This window comes from Halomonas sp. FeN2 (assembly GCF_020595105.1).
GTDB classification, from domain to species: domain Bacteria; phylum Pseudomonadota; class Gammaproteobacteria; order Pseudomonadales; family Halomonadaceae; genus Vreelandella; species Vreelandella neptunia.
Genome location: NZ_CP074200.1, coordinates 3,876,401 through 3,895,522 on the forward strand (window position 1 = coordinate 3,876,401; position 19,122 = coordinate 3,895,522).

Annotated in this window: 28 protein-coding genes; 3 read left to right on the top strand and 25 right to left on the bottom strand. The window is 59.6% G+C overall.

Going from position 1 to position 19,122, the window contains the following annotated elements; all coding sequences use genetic code 11:
• Window positions 1–31 precede the first annotated feature (31 nt).
• Window positions 32–1,345: a Y-family DNA polymerase gene (locus KF947_RS17835; protein ID WP_227404676.1), complete on the bottom strand. Its 1,314-nt coding sequence runs from the start codon at window positions 1,343–1,345 to the stop codon at window positions 32–34.
• A gap of 115 nt (window positions 1,346–1,460) precedes the next feature.
• Between KF947_RS17835 and KF947_RS17840 the strand changes: the two genes are divergently transcribed.
• Window positions 1,461–1,811, top strand: coding sequence for a hypothetical protein (locus KF947_RS17840; protein ID WP_227404677.1), 351 nt, complete (start codon window positions 1,461–1,463; stop codon window positions 1,809–1,811).
• A 174-nt stretch (window positions 1,812–1,985) separates the two neighbouring features.
• On the opposite strand, the gene KF947_RS17845 is transcribed toward KF947_RS17840, so the two are convergent.
• From KF947_RS17845 to KF947_RS17890, 10 genes are all read right to left on the bottom strand, one after another.
• Window positions 1,986–2,156 (bottom strand): hypothetical protein, encoded by a 171-nt coding sequence (locus KF947_RS17845; protein WP_227404678.1) that lies wholly within the window; start codon window positions 2,154–2,156, stop codon window positions 1,986–1,988.
• A gap of 400 nt (window positions 2,157–2,556) precedes the next feature.
• Window positions 2,557–2,898, bottom strand: coding sequence for a hypothetical protein (locus KF947_RS17850; RefSeq protein ID WP_227404679.1), 342 nt, complete (start codon window positions 2,896–2,898; stop codon window positions 2,557–2,559).
• Between the two features lie 192 nt (window positions 2,899–3,090).
• Window positions 3,091–3,873 (bottom strand): hypothetical protein, encoded by a 783-nt coding sequence (locus tag KF947_RS17855; protein ID WP_227404680.1) that lies wholly within the window; start codon window positions 3,871–3,873, stop codon window positions 3,091–3,093.
• Between the two features lie 134 nt (window positions 3,874–4,007).
• Window positions 4,008–5,012: a phage late control D family protein gene (locus tag KF947_RS17860; protein WP_227404681.1), complete on the bottom strand. Its 1,005-nt coding sequence runs from the start codon at window positions 5,010–5,012 to the stop codon at window positions 4,008–4,010.
• Window positions 5,009–5,452, bottom strand: a complete 444-nt coding sequence (locus tag KF947_RS17865) for a phage tail protein (protein ID WP_227404682.1) — start codon at window positions 5,450–5,452, stop codon at window positions 5,009–5,011. The genes KF947_RS17860 and KF947_RS17865 overlap by 4 nt, the downstream gene beginning before the upstream one ends.
• Window positions 5,453–5,464: 12 nt before the next feature.
• Entirely contained in the window at window positions 5,465–8,194 is a 2,730-nt protein-coding gene (locus KF947_RS17870) for a phage tail tape measure protein (RefSeq protein WP_227404683.1), read from the bottom strand.
• The gene (locus KF947_RS17875; protein ID WP_227404684.1) at window positions 8,184–8,321 is read right to left on the bottom strand and encodes a GpE family phage tail protein; all 138 of its coding nucleotides are present in this window, start codon (window positions 8,319–8,321) and stop codon (window positions 8,184–8,186) included. Before KF947_RS17875 ends, KF947_RS17870 begins: the two co-directional genes overlap by 11 nt.
• Before the next feature lie 26 nt (window positions 8,322–8,347).
• Window positions 8,348–8,653: a phage tail assembly protein gene (locus KF947_RS17880; protein WP_227404685.1), complete on the bottom strand. Its 306-nt coding sequence runs from the start codon at window positions 8,651–8,653 to the stop codon at window positions 8,348–8,350.
• A gap of 41 nt (window positions 8,654–8,694) precedes the next feature.
• On the bottom strand, window positions 8,695–9,207 hold the full coding sequence (locus KF947_RS17885; protein WP_133731153.1) for a phage major tail tube protein: 513 nt from the start codon (window positions 9,205–9,207) through the stop codon (window positions 8,695–8,697).
• A gap of 20 nt (window positions 9,208–9,227) precedes the next feature.
• A complete protein-coding gene (locus tag KF947_RS17890) occupies window positions 9,228–10,412 on the bottom strand; it encodes a phage tail sheath protein (protein ID WP_227404686.1) in 1,185 nt (394 codons plus the stop codon).
• A 608-nt stretch (window positions 10,413–11,020) separates the two neighbouring features.
• Here KF947_RS17890 and KF947_RS17895 point away from each other — a divergent pair.
• Window positions 11,021–11,683: a hypothetical protein gene (locus KF947_RS17895; RefSeq protein WP_227404687.1), complete on the top strand. Its 663-nt coding sequence runs from the start codon at window positions 11,021–11,023 to the stop codon at window positions 11,681–11,683.
• Window positions 11,684–11,743: 60 nt separating this feature from the next.
• On the opposite strand, the gene KF947_RS17900 is transcribed toward KF947_RS17895, so the two are convergent.
• From KF947_RS17900 to KF947_RS17940, 8 genes are read right to left on the bottom strand one after another with little or no spacing between them, the layout of a single operon-like run.
• Window positions 11,744–12,211 carry a hypothetical protein gene (locus KF947_RS17900; protein WP_227404688.1) on the bottom strand — a complete coding sequence of 156 codons (468 nt, stop codon included), beginning with the start codon at window positions 12,209–12,211 and terminating at the stop codon, window positions 11,744–11,746.
• Window positions 12,212–12,214: 3 nt separating this feature from the next.
• The gene (locus KF947_RS22150) at window positions 12,215–13,285 is read right to left on the bottom strand and encodes a hypothetical protein (RefSeq protein WP_264478608.1); all 1,071 of its coding nucleotides are present in this window, start codon (window positions 13,283–13,285) and stop codon (window positions 12,215–12,217) included.
• Window positions 13,285–13,602 carry a hypothetical protein gene (locus tag KF947_RS17915; protein ID WP_227404690.1) on the bottom strand — a complete coding sequence of 106 codons (318 nt, stop codon included), beginning with the start codon at window positions 13,600–13,602 and terminating at the stop codon, window positions 13,285–13,287. The genes KF947_RS22150 and KF947_RS17915 overlap by 1 nt, the downstream gene beginning before the upstream one ends.
• 14 nt (window positions 13,603–13,616) lie before the next feature.
• A complete protein-coding gene (locus KF947_RS17920) occupies window positions 13,617–14,462 on the bottom strand; it encodes a phage tail protein (RefSeq protein WP_227404691.1) in 846 nt (281 codons plus the stop codon).
• The gene (locus KF947_RS17925) at window positions 14,459–15,082 is read right to left on the bottom strand and encodes a phage tail protein I (protein WP_227404692.1); all 624 of its coding nucleotides are present in this window, start codon (window positions 15,080–15,082) and stop codon (window positions 14,459–14,461) included. The genes KF947_RS17920 and KF947_RS17925 overlap by 4 nt, the downstream gene beginning before the upstream one ends.
• Window positions 15,075–15,986, bottom strand: a complete 912-nt coding sequence (locus tag KF947_RS17930) for a baseplate J/gp47 family protein (RefSeq protein ID WP_227404693.1) — start codon at window positions 15,984–15,986, stop codon at window positions 15,075–15,077. The genes KF947_RS17925 and KF947_RS17930 overlap by 8 nt, the downstream gene beginning before the upstream one ends.
• Window positions 15,983–16,333: a GPW/gp25 family protein gene (locus KF947_RS17935; protein ID WP_227404694.1), complete on the bottom strand. Its 351-nt coding sequence runs from the start codon at window positions 16,331–16,333 to the stop codon at window positions 15,983–15,985. The genes KF947_RS17930 and KF947_RS17935 overlap by 4 nt, the downstream gene beginning before the upstream one ends.
• Window positions 16,333–16,821 carry a phage baseplate assembly protein V gene (locus KF947_RS17940; protein ID WP_264478609.1) on the bottom strand — a complete coding sequence of 163 codons (489 nt, stop codon included), beginning with the start codon at window positions 16,819–16,821 and terminating at the stop codon, window positions 16,333–16,335. Before KF947_RS17940 ends, KF947_RS17935 begins: the two co-directional genes overlap by 1 nt.
• Between KF947_RS17940 and KF947_RS17945 the strand changes: the two genes are divergently transcribed.
• Window positions 16,813–16,998 (top strand): hypothetical protein, encoded by a 186-nt coding sequence (locus KF947_RS17945; RefSeq protein WP_227406336.1) that lies wholly within the window; start codon window positions 16,813–16,815, stop codon window positions 16,996–16,998. The genes KF947_RS17940 and KF947_RS17945 overlap by 9 nt on opposite strands.
• Here the strand turns inward: KF947_RS17945 and KF947_RS17950 are convergent.
• Genes KF947_RS17950 through KF947_RS17975 form a run of 6 tightly spaced genes read right to left on the bottom strand, consistent with a single transcriptional unit; the run spans window position 16,961 to window position 19,108 of the window.
• On the bottom strand, window positions 16,961–17,419 hold the full coding sequence (locus KF947_RS17950) for a phage virion morphogenesis protein (protein WP_227404696.1): 459 nt from the start codon (window positions 17,417–17,419) through the stop codon (window positions 16,961–16,963). The two genes, KF947_RS17945 and KF947_RS17950, sit on opposite strands and share 38 nt — an antisense overlap.
• On the bottom strand, window positions 17,409–17,933 hold the full coding sequence (locus KF947_RS17955) for a phage tail protein (protein WP_227404697.1): 525 nt from the start codon (window positions 17,931–17,933) through the stop codon (window positions 17,409–17,411). The genes KF947_RS17950 and KF947_RS17955 overlap by 11 nt, the downstream gene beginning before the upstream one ends.
• On the bottom strand, window positions 17,866–18,111 hold the full coding sequence (gene lysC / locus KF947_RS22245) for an Rz1-like lysis system protein LysC (protein ID WP_413614109.1): 246 nt from the start codon (window positions 18,109–18,111) through the stop codon (window positions 17,866–17,868). The genes KF947_RS17955 and lysC overlap by 68 nt, the downstream gene beginning before the upstream one ends.
• Window positions 18,011–18,433 carry an Rz-like lysis system protein LysB gene (gene lysB, locus KF947_RS17965; RefSeq protein WP_227404698.1) on the bottom strand — a complete coding sequence of 141 codons (423 nt, stop codon included), beginning with the start codon at window positions 18,431–18,433 and terminating at the stop codon, window positions 18,011–18,013. The genes lysC and lysB overlap by 101 nt, the downstream gene beginning before the upstream one ends.
• Complete coding sequence (locus tag KF947_RS17970; protein WP_227404699.1) at window positions 18,430–18,915, bottom strand: lysozyme; 486 nt, start codon at window positions 18,913–18,915, stop codon at window positions 18,430–18,432. The genes lysB and KF947_RS17970 overlap by 4 nt, the downstream gene beginning before the upstream one ends.
• Entirely contained in the window at window positions 18,905–19,108 is a 204-nt protein-coding gene (locus KF947_RS17975) for a hypothetical protein (protein ID WP_227404700.1), read from the bottom strand. Before KF947_RS17975 ends, KF947_RS17970 begins: the two co-directional genes overlap by 11 nt.
• Window positions 19,109–19,122: the final 14 nt, after the last annotated feature.

Here is a 19,122-nt window from a genome sequence, read left to right on the forward strand (position 1 = left end):
GGCTTGATCAATCACAACATTTTGATTTTTATTAAAATTTTTCGACATTTCTCTTTGCCGCCCCCTCATCTGTATACGCTACCATCAACTCATCCCAACTCGTCGTATAGCGCGGGCTTCGGTTCGCGCAGCGGAGGTGCCAGGGGGCGTTCTTTTCCGGTAGTCCTAGACGTACAGTTCCCTTTCCCATCTTCTCGTTTAGCGCGTCCATGGTGGCCATTAGCTTCTGGCTGCGCTGGCGTTCTTCTTCCGTTTGCGGTGTGTCCATTAGGCTGAGTTGCTGGCGGTTCTCGTCGGTCAGGTCGATCAGCATAACGCCCGCTTTCTTGTAGCCGTACTTGGGCCGGTAGATCTTGCGTAGCGCCTCCTGAGCGGCGTGGAGTATGTCGCGGGTGTCTTGGCTCGGGCGTTCCATTTCTACCGCCAGGCTGGGGGAGTATTGGGGCAGGTCGGGACGGAAGCGATCGGTTTTGAGAAACACCAGCACGGCGCGAGCGAGGCTCTTCTGCTCGCGTAGCTTTTCGGCGCCTCGTTGGGCATGTTGGCGAACGGCGCCTTGTAGGTCGCAGAGCTGTGAAGTGGGGCGGCCGAACGATCGGCTGGTCATGATGCGCTGGCGTGGCTCGTTGAAGTCGTTCATCTCCAGGCAGCTGATGCCGCGCAGTTCCAGCACCGTGCGCTCCATATTGACCGAAAACTTACGCCGCAGGCGTTTGGCGTCCGCTTCGCGGAGATCCCAGGCGGTGTTGATGCCCAGGATCTGCAGGCGCTCGTTTAGCCGGCGGCCGACGCCCCATACATCGCTCACCTTGATTTGCTGCAGCAGGTGCCTGGCTTCGTCGCTTTCCGCGTGAAGGATACACACGCCGGGGTAGCCGGGGTGCTTCTTGGCAATGCGGTTGGCCAGCTTGGCGAGGGTGTGGGTCGCGGCTACACCAACACACACTGGGATGCCGGTGTAGCGGCGGATCTTCGCGTGCAGGGATTTGGCGTGTTCCAGCAGTGCTTCCGGCTCGAAGCCATCCATGCGCACGAACATTTCATCAATGGAGTAGGGCTCTACCCCGGCGGTCTCCTGTTCCAGGATGCCTTGCACCCGGTGGGACATATCGCCGTAAAGCTCGTAGTTGGAGGAGTGCAACACGATCTCGCCGCGATCGACCAGGTGGCGCACCTGGTGGGCGGGGGTGCCCATCTCGATACCCAGCGCTTTGAGCTCATTTGAGCGGGCGATAATGCAGCCATCGTTGTTGGACATGATGCCCACGGGGCGGCCTTCCAGCTTGGGGTTGAACACCCGTTCACAGCTGACGTAGAAATTGTTGCAGTCCACCAGCCCAATCATAATTTGCTTCCGCTCTTGTGTAAGACTGTTAATTTATACAGTATTAGGCTCAAGGAAAGCGACAGGCAAACGCTAATGTACGTCGCTTAATGTGGAGCAAGCACAGGGCAACAGCATGCGAGTAAATTACTTGGGGCCAGCAGTGGTGGGCGTGGAGCACCCGGCAGTGGCCGAAATGGATAGCCGAAAATTTCCCCCCAGCTGCTTTCTGGTGGAGATAAGCGAGGACGCACGCCCAGGTGGGCCGTGGATGGAGGGCGATGTGCTGGTGGTGGATGAGGCGCGTTCGTTCGGCCACGGGGATCTGGTGGTGGCTGAGATGGAAGGGGAGTTCCGATTGTTTAAATCCCACCGCGTGGGTAGCCGTTGTCGGTTGCTGCCCACCGCTGGTGGCCAGGGGTGTTTTATCACCGCTAAGCAGTATCGCGGGGTGGTGGTGAGGCAGGCTAGGTGTTGGGCGGTGTAGGTGAACCCTTACATTGCGTAACGGGAAATTACTTGTTTGCAACTTAGAGAAACTTTGCCATAGTGAAAGTGTCGCCTAAGAGCACGCGTGGCGGTAACGCTTCGCCAGAAGATTGCGGCAATCAAAACCCCCGACCATGTGGAGTGGTCGGGGGTTTTGTTTTGAAGCTAATAATTAGGACAGGCGAAAAACGGACTTCTGAGCACGTTTCTGCGCTTCTTCGGCGCTCAGGCTGACTTTGACATTGCCTTGCCGTTTTGCGGCAAGATAGCGCTTACGTGCGGCCTCAATGGTTGCCGCCTTGCGCTGCTGCTGTGTGATGTGATCAGTCGCGTATAAATGCATAGCATGTTCCTCTAATAATGCCCATGCCGCCTCCTAAAAACGGGCTGAACATTATGTCATGGGAATGCGCGGCTTTCCTTCCACCTGGCAACGCTACGGTGAGCCTCACCGTGTCTCTATATACCCCCGTTCAATGTAATTGTGGGTCACTTCGCGAAGGATCCTAGTCATAAAGTTGTAAGAGATCTCTTACAAATCTTGTCGGCGATGTCTTACATCAATGGTGGTGCTTTTCTGTCAAGCTGGATATGACGCTTGGATGCGCGAGCTGGAAGGAATCAGCTTTTCTGTAAGGAGACGGATGCCAAAAGCCCTCGGCCAACGGATGGCCGGGGGTTGTCTGGTGTTGATTGTTAAGGGCCCAGCCCGATAATTCCCACCGACACCTCTGCGTTAATACTCACCGCCTCTCCATCCTAATACTGCAGGTATACCCCCGCGCCGTGAAATTGTGGGTGACTTCGTCAATGATCCAGGGCGTGGCGTTGATCTCTGGCTTGTAGCCTTGGGCTGTGACCGGGGTTTCGGGGGAGATGTCTGCCCTCCCCAGCGTTAGCTCAAACTCTGCCAGGCCGCGCTGGATGCGTTGCCATTCACTGCGAGCGGCGCCCAGGGCGTTGACTTCTGTGACGTAGGAGGAAGGGGGGTGCCGTTTGTTTAAATCCCGCCGCGTGGGTAGTCGGTGCCGGTTGTTGCCCACCGCTGGTGGGCAGGGCTGCTTTGTGACCGTGCAGCAGTTCAAGGGCGTGGTGGTTAGGCAGGCGCGGTGTTGGGCGGTGTAAGCGATCTCTTACAAATTTTGTCGGCGTTGGCTTACATAAAATTAGGCAAAAAATTACCAAGCTGTAAGTGTCGCCTAATAGCACGCGTTACCTTAGGGTTTCGCCAGAAGATTGCGGCACTGGGATGAGCCCCAGCCATGGAGGACTGGGTGTTAATTCCTAACTGAATGAGCGCACTCTAAAATATAATGGCGCTGCCGGATAAGACTTATACCTACATCCATAATTGCCAAGCATAAGCCTACAAAGGGAATGGTTCGCTTCATCAGCCAAAGCCTTATCGCACGCGCTATTGGGGAGCGCAAGGTTTCAACAGCCTGCTTGATAGCTTCACTGATAGTAAAGTCATTAATAAGTAGTTCTATATAGTTCCTGAGCTTATTGTTATCGCCTTGCTCAAGTGAATCAGCCATCCCATCTACATAAGCAACTTGATTTTGCTCGCTCAAAAAGCCCCTGAAGTCATCTATACGATTAGGCTCTATGTTGAACACATCGGCTAATATTCGTAGTACTGCTTCCGCACAAGGGTTGAGTGTCGAGGGTGGCAATATCCAATTGATGTCGTCTTCATCACGTAAAGGGATATCCTCATTGAATGGAGCGGGGGAAAAGTTAGTACGTATCCACTCCTCACCTTCAATATCATCAAGTTCCACGAATTCAGGAACTATCCTGTCCAGTTCATTCTGCAGTACACCGAGGACTTCACTGCTGGTATCAATTTGGTCATCGGGTGATGGGTTCAGGCATAAGAGGGCGAACTCTTGCTTCGCAGAGGCTCTAATCGCATTGATAGTGTCGTAGTCCTCTATATCCAGGTAAACGCTTCTTGGTTGACCTAACACGTTGATGGGATAACAAATCAGTGCACCGCTGCCTAGGCTTGCGCTTGTCACAAAGGTTCTTCTGCTCATTTTTTTATTGTTTAACATCGTCCCCAGCCTCTTTTTAAAACGTATGGGTTCCCTAGAGACCAGTATGAGACAAGGTAAGAAGACTTAGCGGGTTAAATGCTCCATTAATACGTCTATCAGCTATAGGGCTGATGAATTTCTTAGCTGATCAGTTAAAATGAGGTTGGTTCTGCGGTTTTAATCTCACACCTCACCTGCGTCCCAAACCCTCGATCATTCAGCGAGTGAGTTACCTCCGCTACTAGCCAAGCGGTGGCATCAATTTCTGGCTTGTACCCGCTAAGTGTTAATGGCGACTCCGGCAGTATGTCTGCCCGCCCAAGTGCCAGCGTTAATTCAAACTCTGCCAAACCACGCTGGATGCGTTGCCATTCGGCGCGGGCGGCGGCCAGGGCGTCGTCTTCCGTGGCGTAGGTAGGACGCAGCTGTTTGGTGTTGTCGCCACTGCCGGCGAGTACGGTTTTGCGCTCTGCGCCTCTTGTGTCATTCCAGTAGGCTTTAACGCCACTATAGGCGTCGCGATCGGTGACGCTGTAGCGGTGCTGGTCGCCATCGCGGCGGGTGAGGGCAATGGCGGGCATGGCTTGGCCGCTGGCGGTTAGGCCTTCTCCTGCCACGGTGAACAGCATTCGCCCGGCTTTGATGGCGGCAATGGCATCAAAACGTTCGCCCAGGCGGGTGAGGAAATTCAGATCCGACTCGTCGGTTTGATCGATATGGCCAATGCGGATGCCGTTGAGCGCAGCGGCTACCACAGGCTCTATGCTATTACGGCTGGCGATGGTGTTAACGATCTCGCCCAGCGTTACGTCATGCCAACTCTGGGTGCGCTTGCCAGGCAGCTGGCCGCGCATATCCGCCGATCGGGCGCGAATGGTGAGCTGGTCCGGCGTGCCGCTGTGCTGGACTTCATCCACCGTAAAGCGCCCCTTGTCGATCAGCCCTTCATCCAGCCAGCCAAAGGCTACCTGTAGTTCGGCGCCGCGTGGGGGAATGGCGAGCTGGCCATCGTGATCCGCCAGGGTGATATCCAGCTGGTCGGCTTCCAGGCCGCGCTGCTCGCGTAGGGTTAAGCTGATCAGCCGCCCATTAATGCGCGGGGTGATGTCGGTGCCATCCAACGTGATTCGATAGCTGGGCTTTGGGTAAGCGTTCATACGTAGCCACCGGCTAGGCGCGCCACGGCGGGCAGGGCCAAGCGGCCAATCAGTTCGGTGCGTTCGTTGTCGACGTGCTCGAGCGTGAGTACGAACTCGATTTTTTCAGCGGCACCGTCGCGGAAAAAATGAGTGCTGGTTTCTTCCACGCGAGTGACGACCCATAAACCGTATTGGCGGCCGGTGCCTTCAACCAGCGGCCAGGCATTGCCCTGGTCGGCCATCTCGCGGATCTCATCCAGGCTAAAGCGCCCGCCGGTGAAGGTGGGCAGTAGGGTGCCGCTGAGCGTGATGGTATCCGCGCCTGGGCCTGCAAACTGGTAGGCGGGCCGTTGGCCCACGCGGGATTGGCTGGGGTGCCGCCATTCAGTGATGCGTTTGAGTTCTTGGTAGGGCACGGTGCGGGTTTCAAACACGAACATGCCGAGGGCCATGAGCATGATGGGTTCCTTTTAATCGAGGTCGCGCATCGATGAGCGCTGGCGTGCCTGGGCGTCGCGCTGGGCGTTGGCCAGGGCGCGCTGGACTTCCTGCGCCACGTAGTGGGCGAGCTGCTGTTCGTTCATGCCGGGGGCAGGGGTAACGTTGATATTGATATCGCCCATGGTGAGGCTGCCCGCCTGGGCGCTGGGCGCGCTCAGCGGTGGCCGGTTATCAAACTGAATAGGTGCCTGCTGCTCGATGCTGGGCATCGCTGCTACAGGTAAGGTAGCGGCGCCCAGTGCCAGCCCGGCCCCTGCACGGGTCACCCGTCGGGCGATCTCTTGAATGCGCCTTGCGGGTTCGTCCCGCTGGGCATCTAGCCCTCTATTCAGGCCATCCACCGTGTAGCCACCTAGCTGGGTGAACACACGGGAGGGGCTGTTGATATCCAGCACATCGGCGAACCAGCTACGTACGCTGCCTGCCATATTCACCACTCGGTCGCGCAGCTCGCCGAGCTTGCTACTCAGGCCGCTGATTAAGCCATCCACCGTGAAACCGCCTAGTTGAGCAAATACCCGGGAGGGGCTGTTGATGCCCAGCACATTGGCGAACCAGTTACGCACGCTGCCTGCCATGCCCGTTATGCTTTCGCGCAATTCGCCCAGCTTGCCGGTTAGCCCGCCGATCATGCCGTCCACAATGGCGCTGCCCAGTGAGCTGAACTGCTCGGGGATCTGAACGCCCAGGGCGCTTAAAGCGGTAGTGATCCCCTGGTAAAGCAGACCCAGCGGTGACCAGTTCATCAGCAGCTGCGCCACGCCGCTGATGCCGTTATCAAAAGCGTTTTTCACCTGCTGCCACAGCCCTTGGAAAAAGGCTTTGATCGGTTCCCAGTAGCGGTAGATGAGGTAGGCTGCAGCGGCGATCGACGCGATGGCCACGCCAATGGGGTTGGCGAGCAGGAACATCGACACCGTGCGGAACACACCGCCCAGCCATAGGAACGCTTTGCCTGCCATGAGGATCTGCGGGCCGACCAACGCCATGCCGTAGCGCACCATGGCGATGGGGCCGAGGATGGAGGCGAGCATCAGCGTTAGTGCACCGCCCGCGGTGACCAGCACGGCCAGAATGGCGGCCACCTTGGCGATGGTGCCGGCCAGCCGTGGGTTGTCATTGATCCAGCGGCCTACGCCACGGGTAATGGCGGTGACGTTCTGGATGAGTTCGCGCAGCGGGCCGTTGTTGGTGTCGGTGATCGAGATCCCGACTTCTTCCCAGGCCGATTTGAGCGATTTGAGGTCGCCACCGATGTTATCCGCCATGGTTTTCGCCACACGGGCGTTTTCACCGGCGGCGTTGGTGAGGATCTCGACAAACTGCTCAATGCCCGCGCTGCCTTGCTGGGCGATCAGTTCCGCCATGCCAGCGCCGGGTTCCTCGCCGAAGATATCCTTCAGGTAGGCGGCGCGGTCGGCGTTGCCCATCTCCTCCGTGGCGCGGGCCACATCGGTGAGAATGCGGGGGATGTCCCGCAGGTTGCCTTGGGCATCCTTGGCATTGACACCTAAATCTCCCAGCGCGCTGGCGGCGGCCCCGGTGGGCGCGGCCAGGCGGGTGACCATGGCGCGCAAGGTGGTGCCCGCCTGGCTGCCTTGAATGCCCACGTTGCCCAGCAGCCCGGCCATGGCGGCGGATTGTTCCAGGGACATATTCATGGCCCGGGCCTGGGGCGCCACGTACTTCATGGATTCGCCGAGCATTTCCAGATCGACGTTGGCCCGGGTAGTGGTGGCGGTGAGCACATCGCCCACGCGGCCCATCTCGGCGGGGTCTAGCCCGAAGCCGGAGAGAATGTTGGAGGAGATATCCGCCGTGCGGGCGAGATCGGTGCGGTTGGCCAGTGCCAGATCGAGCATATTCGGCATGGCAGCCTGAATGGCCTCCGGATCGAAACCTGCCATGGCCAGGTAGCCTTGGGCATCGGCGGATTGCCCCGCGCTAAAGGCGGTGGTGGCTCCTAGCTCCCGCGCTTGCTGGCGAAGGGCCTGGAAGCGTTCGTCGTCGGCTTCCATGCGGGTGAGCGCCTGCACCCGAGACATGGATTCCCCATAGGCCACACCGGGGGCCAGCAGCCGTGCCCCGGCGTAGAGCGCGGCACCGCCACTGGCCATCATGCCCGCGCCGGTACCGGCCATGTTGTTGCGCATACTCATGGCGCGGTCGTATCGGCCACGGGCTTGGGCGGCATTGCGCTGCTGTTCGGCTAACCGTTTTAGCCGCTGCCGCTGCTCATCCACGGCGGTGTTGGCCTGCTGTATCTCACTGGTCAGCCGCCGTTGATCGCGGGAGAGGTGTTCGGTGCTGACGCCGTTATTTTTCAGCGAGGTACGCAGTCGCTGTAGCTGCTGGCGTTCTTCATCGTAACGCTGGCTTAGTCGGCGCGCCTGGGTAATGGCCCGTTGACGTTCGGCACGCAATGCGGTGGTGTCGCCCTGGTGGGACTGCATCTGCTGAGAGAGGCGGCGGATGCGTTCCTGCTGTTCGCGCAGGGCGGTGGTGGTTTCCGTGGATTGCCGGGTTAGGGTACGAAAGGAGTTGACGTTCTTCTGGGTGGCCTCCAGTTGCTTTAAGCGGTCACGGTTTTCGCGCATGGCTTGAGACGCGCCCTGGGAGGCGCGATCAATCGCCCGTAGCGGGCGGGTGGCCCGGTCGACGGCGTTGAGAATGACTTCAAGCTTTAGATTACGCGCCACGCTGGCTCCTGCTTTCCGAGGGTGTGCTGCGCTTTCGCGCCCGTTCGCGCCACTCCATTAGCTCCCGCAGGCTGAAGTCGGCGCACTCTTCCGGCGACCAGTGGAAGACAATGGCGAGATCCGCCATCGCGTCTTCTACTTGGCCAGGGAGGTTTATTCGCTCTCGCCCTTGGCCCGCTTCGTCAGCAAAAAACCGGCGATTTCACCGCCGCATTGCACCAGGTCGGCCGGATCCATCTGGCGGACTTCGGTCGCGGTGAGCGACGGGTTGGAGAGGCGTGGGATTAGCGTGATCAGCGCGTCGGTTTGCATCTGCAGTACATCGGCCAGGGCAACACCGCGCAGCTCGCCGGATTTGGGCTTGCGCAGGGTAATGGTGTCGATGGTTTGCTCGCCGCGCTTGATGGGTTCGTCTAGTTCGATCGGGTCGGTCACGGTGGCGGTGTTGGCTTTGGTCATGGTGGTGTCCTGGTGTGTGAGGGTTCGAAAAAAGGGGGTTGTTAAATACCTAGGCGCTGACGTCGACCGGCCAGGCGGTCTTCGCCGTTGACCTTGAACACGCCGTTCACCAGGTCGATCTCGATTTTCTCGACGCCGTCGATGGTGAGCTTGTAGTAGCTGAGCGTGCTGGTGACCTGGTGCTCGGTGTTTTCGCCGGATTGGGCATCGCCCATATCGATCTCGGTGTGGCGGCCGCGCATGACGACCTCGACGGCGGAGGCGTCTTCGATATCGTCGCGCTCGTAGCTGCCGGTCATGCGTAGCATGTCGGCATCGATGCGGGCGGTGCCGAAGTTATCGAACAGGCTTTCGACCAGCCCACCGACCGTCCACTGAACGGTGAGCAGGCCGTCCTGGCCCATATCGATACCCACGGCGCCGTCCATGCCGCCGCCGCGCCACTCTTCGATCTTGCGGGTGAGGGTGGGCAAGGTGATCGACTGGACGATGCCCTGCCAGCTTTCGCCGTTGCTGAACAGGTTGAGGTCTTTGAGCTTTTTGGGGAGTGCCATGGAGTCTCTCGCTAGTCAGTTCAGGCGGTGGCCGCGACGCGCTCGGCGAAGTCAGCCAGGTAGGTGTCGGTAATGCGCTGCTGGAAACCGAGATCCTCCAGCGGCGGTACCGGCGTGTAGTCGTAGTCGATGCGCAGCTTGCCGGCCTTGAGGGAGGTCTGGGTGTTGAGCTCTTCGTTCAGCCAGGCGCTGCCATCCACAATCAGCCCCAGGGTTTTCAGCTCGCGGAACTTGGCGTTCAGGCCTTCGATGATGTCGCGAGCCAGGGAGGCGTGCAGGGGCAGATCCACTGCCCAGAGGTGCGCTTCGGCCACGGTGTCGGCGAGGATCTGCGCGGTGCGGGTGTAGTTCTCGAAGGGGAACAGGCTTTGCGGCCCGGCGCAGGTGCGCGAGCCCCAGAAGCGGTAGCCGCTCTGGTTGACCAGGGTGGTGACATCGGCCGCGTTGAGTAGGCCCGCATCGGTATTGGGCGATTGCAGATCCCAGAACACGTCTTTATTGATGCCGGTGACGCCGTTGACCACCACGTTACTCAAGGTTTTGTGCCAGCCCACGGTTTGATCCAGCTTGGCGCGCAGGCCGAGGGCGATCGCCACAGGGCTGATATCCAACGTATCGGCGTCGTCGGTATCGAACGCCTGCCACTGGGGCCAGATGACCATCAGCTCGCGGGCACCGAATTCATCCCGGTAGGCGGTGACCTCGCTGATGGTTTCGCAGCCGTGGGCGTAGACATAGCCAAAGGCGCGCAGCTGCTCCAGCACCGCGACCATAGCGGTGGCCACCGGTTGGGTATCCAGGTAAGGCACGCCGATAATGCGCGGCGTGACGCCCAGCTTCTGCTTGGCGGTCAGCAGCGCCTGCAGCCCGGTGCGCTGGCCTAGCTCGGTGGTGGTGCCCACCACGTTGGCGGTGGTTTCTTCATCGGTTTCGCCTTCTGCCACCCGCACCACGACGATGATCGGCTTGGCCTGCTGGCTGATGGCGGTGAGGGTGTCTTTCAGCGTGCCTTGAGTGCCCGCCTTGCCGATGGCGGTATCTACGCTGGTGACCAGGGCGGGTTGGTTAAGGGGAAAGGTGGTGGCATCCGCATCGGACGCGGTGCAGACCACGCCAATTACCGCCGTGGAGACGGTGCGGATAGTGCGCGTGCCGTCGTTGACTTCCGCAACGCGCACGCCGTGGTGGTATTGATCGAGTGCCATGGTGGCTCCTGCGCAGGTTCACTTTAAATGTTGTGAATTCACGCAGGTATCGTGCGGGGGCTTGGGGGAGGGTGGTAGCGGTCTTGGGTGTGAGTGGGGCGGTTTACACCGTGGGGTGTGAATGGGCACAAAAAAGCCCGCCAAGGCGGGCTTGCTGACGTCAAAAGAATATTGGCCAGTGAGGCAACACATTGTGTGTAAGTTCGACTAGCCTAATCGTTAAGTCAAAGAGGTGTAACACGATTTCTATGGTTCTCATCGTGAAGCCCTCCAACTACACATATTCAACGTCTGCCTACGCTTAAGCAAAACGCTTAAACAGTGTTTGCATGTAACACGTAATGTGTTAAGTTTCTTCATATGATATCTACCAATATCTAGTTTAAGGCGCGTCAACGCCTTGGACATTGCAAGAAGGCTTGAGTCTAATTGGCTCAGGCCTTTTTGCGTTTCTAGGTAATTCAAATGCCTAGTGGAATGGATACTATATATAGACCATTGAAAAATCAATTCAAGCATATGTGGTATTTTTCATCCACAGGATATTGATAGCTAATGCCCAACGATATCCCTGACTATTAAAACCTTAAACGGCTAGGAGACACCTAATGTGGGAGCGTGTGATCGAGCTGATGAGCGACCCAGCTTCCGCCCAAGTAGTGGTAGGTATAGTCAGTGTGCTTGTTGCTTTTCTAGCGGTGGCCATTGCCATATGGAACGGTATTATCACGCGCAAGAACGCGAGACTATCTGTAGTGCCTGCCTTATCAGTTTGGGCTGAATACCCCAGAGCACGTAATCTAGTCTGTGAAATAAAACTGGGAAACAAAGGTTTTGGTCCAGCAATACCTCAGTCTTTTCAGGTCTTTAGGGATGGAAGCCCGGTCGGCGGACCGATGTTCGACAAGGTAAGCAATTTAATAGCGGGAACCTTTGGGAAGTATTTGAAAGAAATACACTCAGTAAGCAGCTTAGAAAGGGGGCATGCATTAGGTGCCAACGATGAAATCACCATAGCAAAATTCTCAGTTTCCGAAGATCTCGTGCGCACTGGAACTGACGGCATGGCTCAATTCATGACACGCCTGTCCTTAGTGGTGCGTTATAAAGATATTTATCGAAAAAAGTGGGTTTTCGTCGTGAATGAATTCGACGGTTATACCTTTCGTGATGCTTGGTGGAGCCCTTCTTACTGGTCACTCAGATGCAAATTGGGGACGATAGTTACGACATCTCCCCCCTCTCTAAAGGTGGATAGAAAAGCCGAATAAATTGGCATTTGCCCCCTTTCTAGCTCGAAGCCCGCCGCTTGGCGGGCCGTTTGTTTGGGGCTAAAGCAACGTACCCGAAAGAATCTGCTCTCGCCGCGTGTCCGCTTCGCTTTCGGCGATGATCTCTGCATTGATGAGCAATGATAGGCAGTGGTCAACCCCGGCGGCTGTGGAGCCGAGCGATAGATCAACATACTGCAGGCGCGGATCTTCAATGATCTCGAAGAAGTCAGCGAGGGCTGCGTCAGTGTTGCGTAGCTCTTTTAACATGAGCCGCTCTGCAGAGGTGAAGAGTAGCTTGAACTCGACCGGGCCGACTTTCGGACGTTGTAACTCAGGTTCTGCTGGCTCGAAAGGCTCTGGGGCGGGTGGGGCCGACCAGTTGCCATCCTCGTCGATACGCCAGCCGCGCTTGACTTCATTAGGTACCGTTTCAAACTCTGCGGCAATAGCCGGGTGAAACTGGCTGGCCGGGTCGGTGCTGACATCCACAGCGACATTGCTTTTGATGCGTGCGTAATTACTCATTGGTTACCACTCCACTATAATCATGCTGGATCCACCTTTAGAACCGGCTCCCGCGTAGCCGTTGGTACCAGCTGCGCCGCCACCACCGCCGCCCAAAGCTCCATTTCCGCCGGAACCGCTGTTAGATAAAATGGCACCACCACCACCGCCAAGCCATCCACCATCACCGGCGCGATTTCCCCCTGTGCTCTGCGAGGCGCCGCCGCCTGCCCCAGGGCCTCCGGAAAATGAACTAACTGTAGAAGTGGTGACCGCACCACCACCTCCCAGGAGAAACTCACTGGGGAACCGGGAAATATACTGCGCTGGGTTATCCGCTCCATGGCCATCAGAAGCGTCAGCGAAACTGCTATAGCCGCCCAACTTGCCTATTGACCCTGAGGCTGTCCCCGCGCCCCCCGTACTAACAGAAGTACTTGTCACCCCTGCTGATGAAAAACCACGGATAGCACCGCCACCTGTTGCACCGCTCCAACTAGACATCGATAGCAAGCTGCCGGAATCGCCGCCGTCGCCGTGTTGGCTGCCAGCTCCACCCCCACCCGTTGCACATGAGCCTGTGCCCGCGCTGATTGATCCCGAATTACCACCTTTAGCATTAATGATGTTGCCGCCCGTTCCTTGACCACCCTCTGCACCTGGGCAGAACATCCCCGACTGAGCGTAATTACCGGCACCACCGCCGGTTGCAGAAAGTAGCGTGCCGAAGGAAGTGGTGCCGCCAGCGCTGGCAACGCCGTCAGACACATATTGCCCCGGTTGCCCGATCGTTATTTGAAAGGTATCACCAGGCGATACGTCGTAAGCGCCCATGGCGAAACCACCCCCTGCACCGCCAGTGCAGCGTGCACCATTTTCATTTTTGACAGCACCGCCGCCGCCTGGCGCTATCGCGCGAACACGAATTCGACTGACATTTTGCGGAACTGTGAATACTCCATCGCTCATGTAAATGGCGTACTGTCCTGCGCCGAAGATATCGCGAGCGACGCCATCGTGAAGCACTAAGCTGCTGCCACTAGCACTGCCGCCGGTTCCTGCCGTTGTTGTACCGTTATCAAGCGTGCGCCCCATTATTCAGCCTCCTCAAAGCCGTGCACGCGGGCGCTTACTGTGCCCACATCGCTGTGAATGATGATGTTCTCGCCCGCGCCTGCGACCAGCGCGGTGCGCTCCATGACGCCGCCAGTGCCTGGAATTGTCGCGTCGTACTCGATCCAATCGGCATCGCCTGGGTTCACTGAATCGGTGATGGCCACACGCACCTTGGCGGGATCTCCACCTCGATTAACCAGGGCGATATTGAGTGTCGCCACGGTACTGGCTGGCACGGTGTAAACCGTGGTGGTGGTGTCAGCGGCAAGGGCCGCCGAGCCGAGTTTTCCTGACATCAGTTCTGCTCCGTTCAGTTTTGGCTCATGAAGTAGTTTTTAAGACGAATGTGGCTAGCCAGCGTGGCGAGCTGCCCATCAACGGTGTTGCCGTAATTGTCGAGCTGATGAGCAACGTGGGCTTTTACCCCGGCCGGGGTCACCGCATGCGCGGTGCTTGTCCCAGCGACGGCTTCGGCACTGGTGGCCATCTCGACAAAGCCTCTCGCTGTCGTCGTGGCGTCCGGGTGGTCGCGGCTTTGCGCGTGTTGGTCGAGAACTGCCTTGGTACCGGCTGGCGTGACCGCATGTGTGGTGCTGGTTCCAGCCAATACTTCTGCGCTGGTCGCTATCTCAACGAAGCCTTTGGCCGTGGTGGTGGCATCGGGATGGTTGCGGCTCTGTTCATGCGCCTGCATCTTGCTGTCGATGAAAGTACGGGTCGCGAACACCACCGATTGGTCGATGGTGAGGGTTACCGATGCGGTGTCGCTGACCTGAATCGTCATGCGCACGGTGATCTCGCGGCCGCTGCCATCGGTCAGGGTCGGCTTATAGGTCTCGGGGAAGTTTCCCACTGCGAACAGGTTCCCGTTGACATCGAACAGGCCGATCTCGCGGATTGTCCAGCCACCCATATCGGTGGGGATCACCAGTTCGGCGACCAGCCAGTGGGGATTCTGCGGGTCGACTATCAGGCTGGAAACGCCTGAGCGGTAAACCTCGTTTTTTAGTGCGGTTTGGGCCTCGGTGGGCGAGGTTGCGGCACCGTTTCCGTCGCCTACGGCCATGGTGGTCAATTCAATCTGTTGGCCAAAGCCCATCGCCTGGGTGAGAAGGTCTTGGCCGGTGGCGGTCAGGAGGGTAAAGAATTGGCTCATAGGGGTTGTACCGTGGTGGTGTCGTAGGCGGTCGTCGTGGCGCCAAGGTAATAAGGCGTTGGCGGCACCTCAGCCTCGGTGATCTGAAGCGGCAGCACCGATACTGTGTCAAAAGATTGTTCCCACCCTGCTAGGTAGATCTGCCCCTTGAGGCTACCGATCAGGCGCAGCGTGGTGAGGTGGCTGCGGGCATTCTTGGTGGCATTGATCAGGCGGATAATCTCGGCCTGGGTGGCGGCGTCCAGGCCGCGGTCTTCAATGATCGCTTCGGCGCGGAAGGTGTAGGGCGCGCCTGGCGGTTCGTCCTGGTGCCACTCGATCAGCGACACGTGGTAGTCAATCGCTGCCAGGGCGCGCTTCACTGCGCCGATGGTGCCCTTGCGGCGATGCACGCCGACGGCGGCTTGAATGGCGCGGCGCTGGCGATCCTCGCTCCATCTGGCGTCCCATTCGTCCACGCTCAGCGCCCAGGCCAGCCAGGGCAGCAGGTGCGCCGGGCAGGTGTCGGGTCGCCAGAGATCCCGCAGCGGGGTATTGAGGTCGGTGATAGCCCCGTTTACCTGAGCGGCGCGCCGCTCCAGCGCCGTGGTGTTGGGTGGCAGCAGGGTGGCGTTACTCATCAGTGCCCCCCTCGCGCAGGGTGATTCCGCTGCAGTGCGCCGCTTGCTGCGGGTTGACGGTTAACGATGCGGTGGGGAGGGCTAGCTCGACGCGCTGTACACCGGGGCGGTGCAGGGCGGCGTATAGTCCTGAAAGGGTGATATCACGGCCCAACTGGTGCTGTTCGCTGGTGTAGGCGTCTGCCTGGGCACGGGCCTCGGCGAGTACCACGGTGCTGTCCGGGCCGGGGTAGAGGTAAAGCGTGGCGTCAAGGGTGTAGTCGAGGATCTCGGCGGCCTGGACGCTGACCTGATCGGTGAGCGGGCGCACGTCTTCAGCATTGACGGCTTGGCTGACGGCTTCAAGCAAGGCGGCATCGGCAAGGCCACCGTTATCGCGAGCGAGCACCGTCACCACGACCTGGCCGGGGGCGGGGCTTGAGACGCTGGCATCCTTCACGTTGCCGTTGGCAGACAGGGCGTGAAACACATACGCCTGCGCCGGGCCTGCGGTACTGAGCCCGTCTAACGACAGCTGTATGCGGCGGCGCAGTTCGCTGTCCGTTTCATAGCTGGGCGGTACTGGGGGGATGGCGTCCGGGTTGCCGGGGTCGGTGACCAGGCGGCCCACTTCAAATAGCGCACCGAGGTGTTCCAGGTCTGCGTCGTTGGCGTAGGCCAGCATCACGGCCCGGGCCGCTTCGTTGATGCGCTGACGCAACACCAGCTCCCGATAGGCGTTCTCTTCCAGCAGCTTGACCAGTGGTTCGGACTCCAGGGCGAGCAGCTCGGTAATGGCGTCCCGCTCCTCTTCCGGGTAGAGGGCGATAAGCCGCGCCTTGCGCTCAGCTAGGATCGTTTCATAGTCGAGTGGTTCGACGATGTTGGGCGCGGGTAGCCGGGAGAGATCGATGGGGCTGTTCACAGGTTCCCCCTTAGCGGCACGGCCAGGCTAACGTTTTCACCGGTATCCACGCGCCGGGCGGTGATGATCAGATCAAAGCGGCCAGGGCGCTGGGTGGAGACCTGGCGGGTGACTTGCTGTACGCGAATGCGCGGTTCCCACTTCATTAAGGCCACCACCGTGGCGGCGTAGGCGCGCAGGGCGGTGGGGCCGTTTAGGGGTTGGTCGATCAGTTCTGGCAGCAGCGAGCCGTACTCCCGGCGCATCACGCGGGAGCCAATGGGCGTGGTGAGAATATCCGCCACGGATTGCTGGATATGGGCCAGCGCATCTAATCGGCGGCCGTCTTTTGCATTCATACCTGCCATTACACTGGCCCCTGGGTGTTGGCGGGGCCGGGCTGGATGCCGCTATGGGCGTGGTCGTGCCCTACGTTTTTGCCGTTATGGGTAAGCCCGCCACCTTGCTGCTGGTAGCTGCCTTGCCGGTTTAATTCGCCGATGTGTTTGATGTTGCCCTGCCAGGTGGTGCCACCGGGGGCGGTGATCTCGATGGCTCCGGGCAGGCGAATGCGCAGCACGCTGTTGGCGTGGTCGTACTCGAACAGCCCTTGATCGGGGAACAGCCTGCGCCACAGCGCGGCGGACTCTGCAGGCGCTGGGTGCGCATCGGAGAAAAGCCCGGTCAGCACCACGCCAGCGGCGGGGTCGCCGCCGGGGGAAAAGATAATCACCTGCTCGCCTTGGGTGGGCGGGTCCCAGTCCCGCGTGGTGCCTGCGCGGCCTTCGATCCACGGCAGCCAATCGGTGAGCAGTTCGCCGGTTTTAACGCGCACCCGGGCAGCGCGGTGATCCACCTCGGCGATGGTGCCGAGGCGGATCAGGTTGTGCAGCAGGCGGAGCAGTTCGGGAATGTTCATAGCCGCTATCCTGCGGCGGCGTTTGGCGAAGGCGAAGCGGCGGCGGGTGTAAGTGGGGCTATTTACACCGAGCCGCTTATACCGAGCTTAGATGATGAAGCACTGAATCCATGATGTGCTCTTGATCCAGCGCGGTGAAACCCAGCAGCTCCCGTTGGGCGTACTCCACGCGGGGGCCGTCGCGGCTGACGCGATCTTTTAGGCCGCGTTGGTGGGTGGTGGCGATGCGGGCGACGTTGCCAAAGAAACCCACCACGGCGGTGTCGCCTTGGGCGGTGGCTTTGAGCCATTTGGCGGTGGAGAGCTTGCTGAACATGGCACGGCGACGAATGCTGCCTTGCTGGGCGCGCAGGCGCTGTTCCTTACGCGGGGCGTAGGGCGTGCCGTCCGGGTTGGTTTGGGCGCGGATTCGCTCCCGCTGCCGGCGGCGAAGATCCCGCGCTACGTTGCGTGCCAACGCTCGGCGCTGCTTAACATCCAGCCTGACCAGGAGCGGGCCAACCCACTCCTCTAACGCTTCCATATTATCCGCCATGCGGGCCTTCCCATTCGGCGGCCAGGGTGTAGTCGGCGTCTGCCTCGCTATCACGAATCAACAGCTGCCAGCGAGGGGCCGGGCAGCCGGTAACATCGAAGCGGGGCAGGGCGTGATCGACCTTGATCTCCCCTTTGTCGCAATCCATCTTGGCCAGCACCCGCTCGGTCAGTTTCACCCGCAGAGCGACATCCACGGATTGGTGGCTGAGGATCTCGGCTTCGAAGCTGATGGCTTCCGTTGGGTCGGCATCCGGCTGGTATTCGGCGAGCCATTTCAGCAGCGGCACGATGATGGTGTCGAGATCCGCGCTGAAGTCGGTGAGTACCAGTTGGGCGGTGAACCGGTATTCATGGGTGAGGTTGGGGCCGCGGCGAAATTCGATGCTGCCCTCTTCCACAAAGGTGAGCAGCCGTTCGGGGTCGTTGGCGAGCGCCGGTACCGCGTTAATTAGGTGGGCGCGTAGCAGGTGGAGTTTTTTCATCGGCGTTCTCATGGCAGGCAATAATGGCATCGACCTCGGCGGCGCACTGTGCCCAGGCGGCTTCGGTGCGTTCCAGCTGCAGGTCTAGCTCGCCATTGGTGAGCGGGTTACTGGCGGGGAGCGTGCAGGGGCTCGGCGTCGCGCACTGATTGGTGATAAGCATCGGCGCCGGTGACGGCGGGGCGGCGGCGCATCCGGCTAACAGCATCAGGCAAGGGAGCGGTAGCCCAAGCGCGAAGCGTTTCATTTTCACGGTGTAGCTCCTCGATGGTGGTAAGGCGGTTGGAGGCGGTGCGGGCCAGCGCCGCTTGCTGCTGAGCCAGGGCGCGGCGCTGATTGGCCTGGCGGCGGGCGTTGTCCCACAGGGCGTTGATGACCACTTTGTTTTGCGCTTCGCGCTGTAAGGATTCGGCCAGCTGCTGTTCGGCAAGATCAGCACGGGCTTCGGCGGCGTTGGTGCGCTGCCAGAGCGCCCAGGTGACCAGCAGCACCAGGCCCAGAATGGCGAGGGCGGTGAGTAGGCGAGTCATGGTGTTGGCTCCTGTTCTAGCCCGGCCAAACACAGTTCTCGTTCGGTGGTGCGGCGTTTTACCAAACCGTTGAGTCTTCGCCCGCCTGCATACACCCAGCGGGAGAGCTCGTGGCAGGCGCCGTGTAGATCCCCGGCGTTGAGTTTGCGCAGTAGGGTGGAGCGGGCGAAGTTGCCAGCACCGACGTTGTAAACGAAGGAGGCGAGCGCGGCGCGGGTGGGTTCTGGCAGTTCGACCTGGGTGCGGCGATCCACTACCGCGAAGGCATCGCCCAGATCCTGCTGCAGCAGAGCGGTGCATTCGGCTTGGCTGAGGGTTTGCCCCAGGCGAGTGGTTTCCGTGTGGCCGTAGCAGATAGTAGGAATGCCCACGGGGTCGCGGTAGGCGGTGGGCTCGTACCCTTCGTAAAACGAGACCACGGCGGTGGCGATACTGATGGCACCGGCGGCCAGGCTGATGCCGAGTTTGGTTTTAAGACCCACGGCGTTTCTCCCAGTATTGGCGCAGGCGGGTGAGGTAGCGGGGAACCAGCAGCCCGATCTGCAGCGCGAGGTAGAGCAGCGTTAGCACCGTGACCCAATCGGCGGGTGTCATGCCGCCGACATGCAGCAGCGAGACGACGGCCGGGGGCGTGACCTTGGCGCTTTCGGTGGTGATTTCAAAGTGGTGGCTCATTCGGGCCTCGGCGG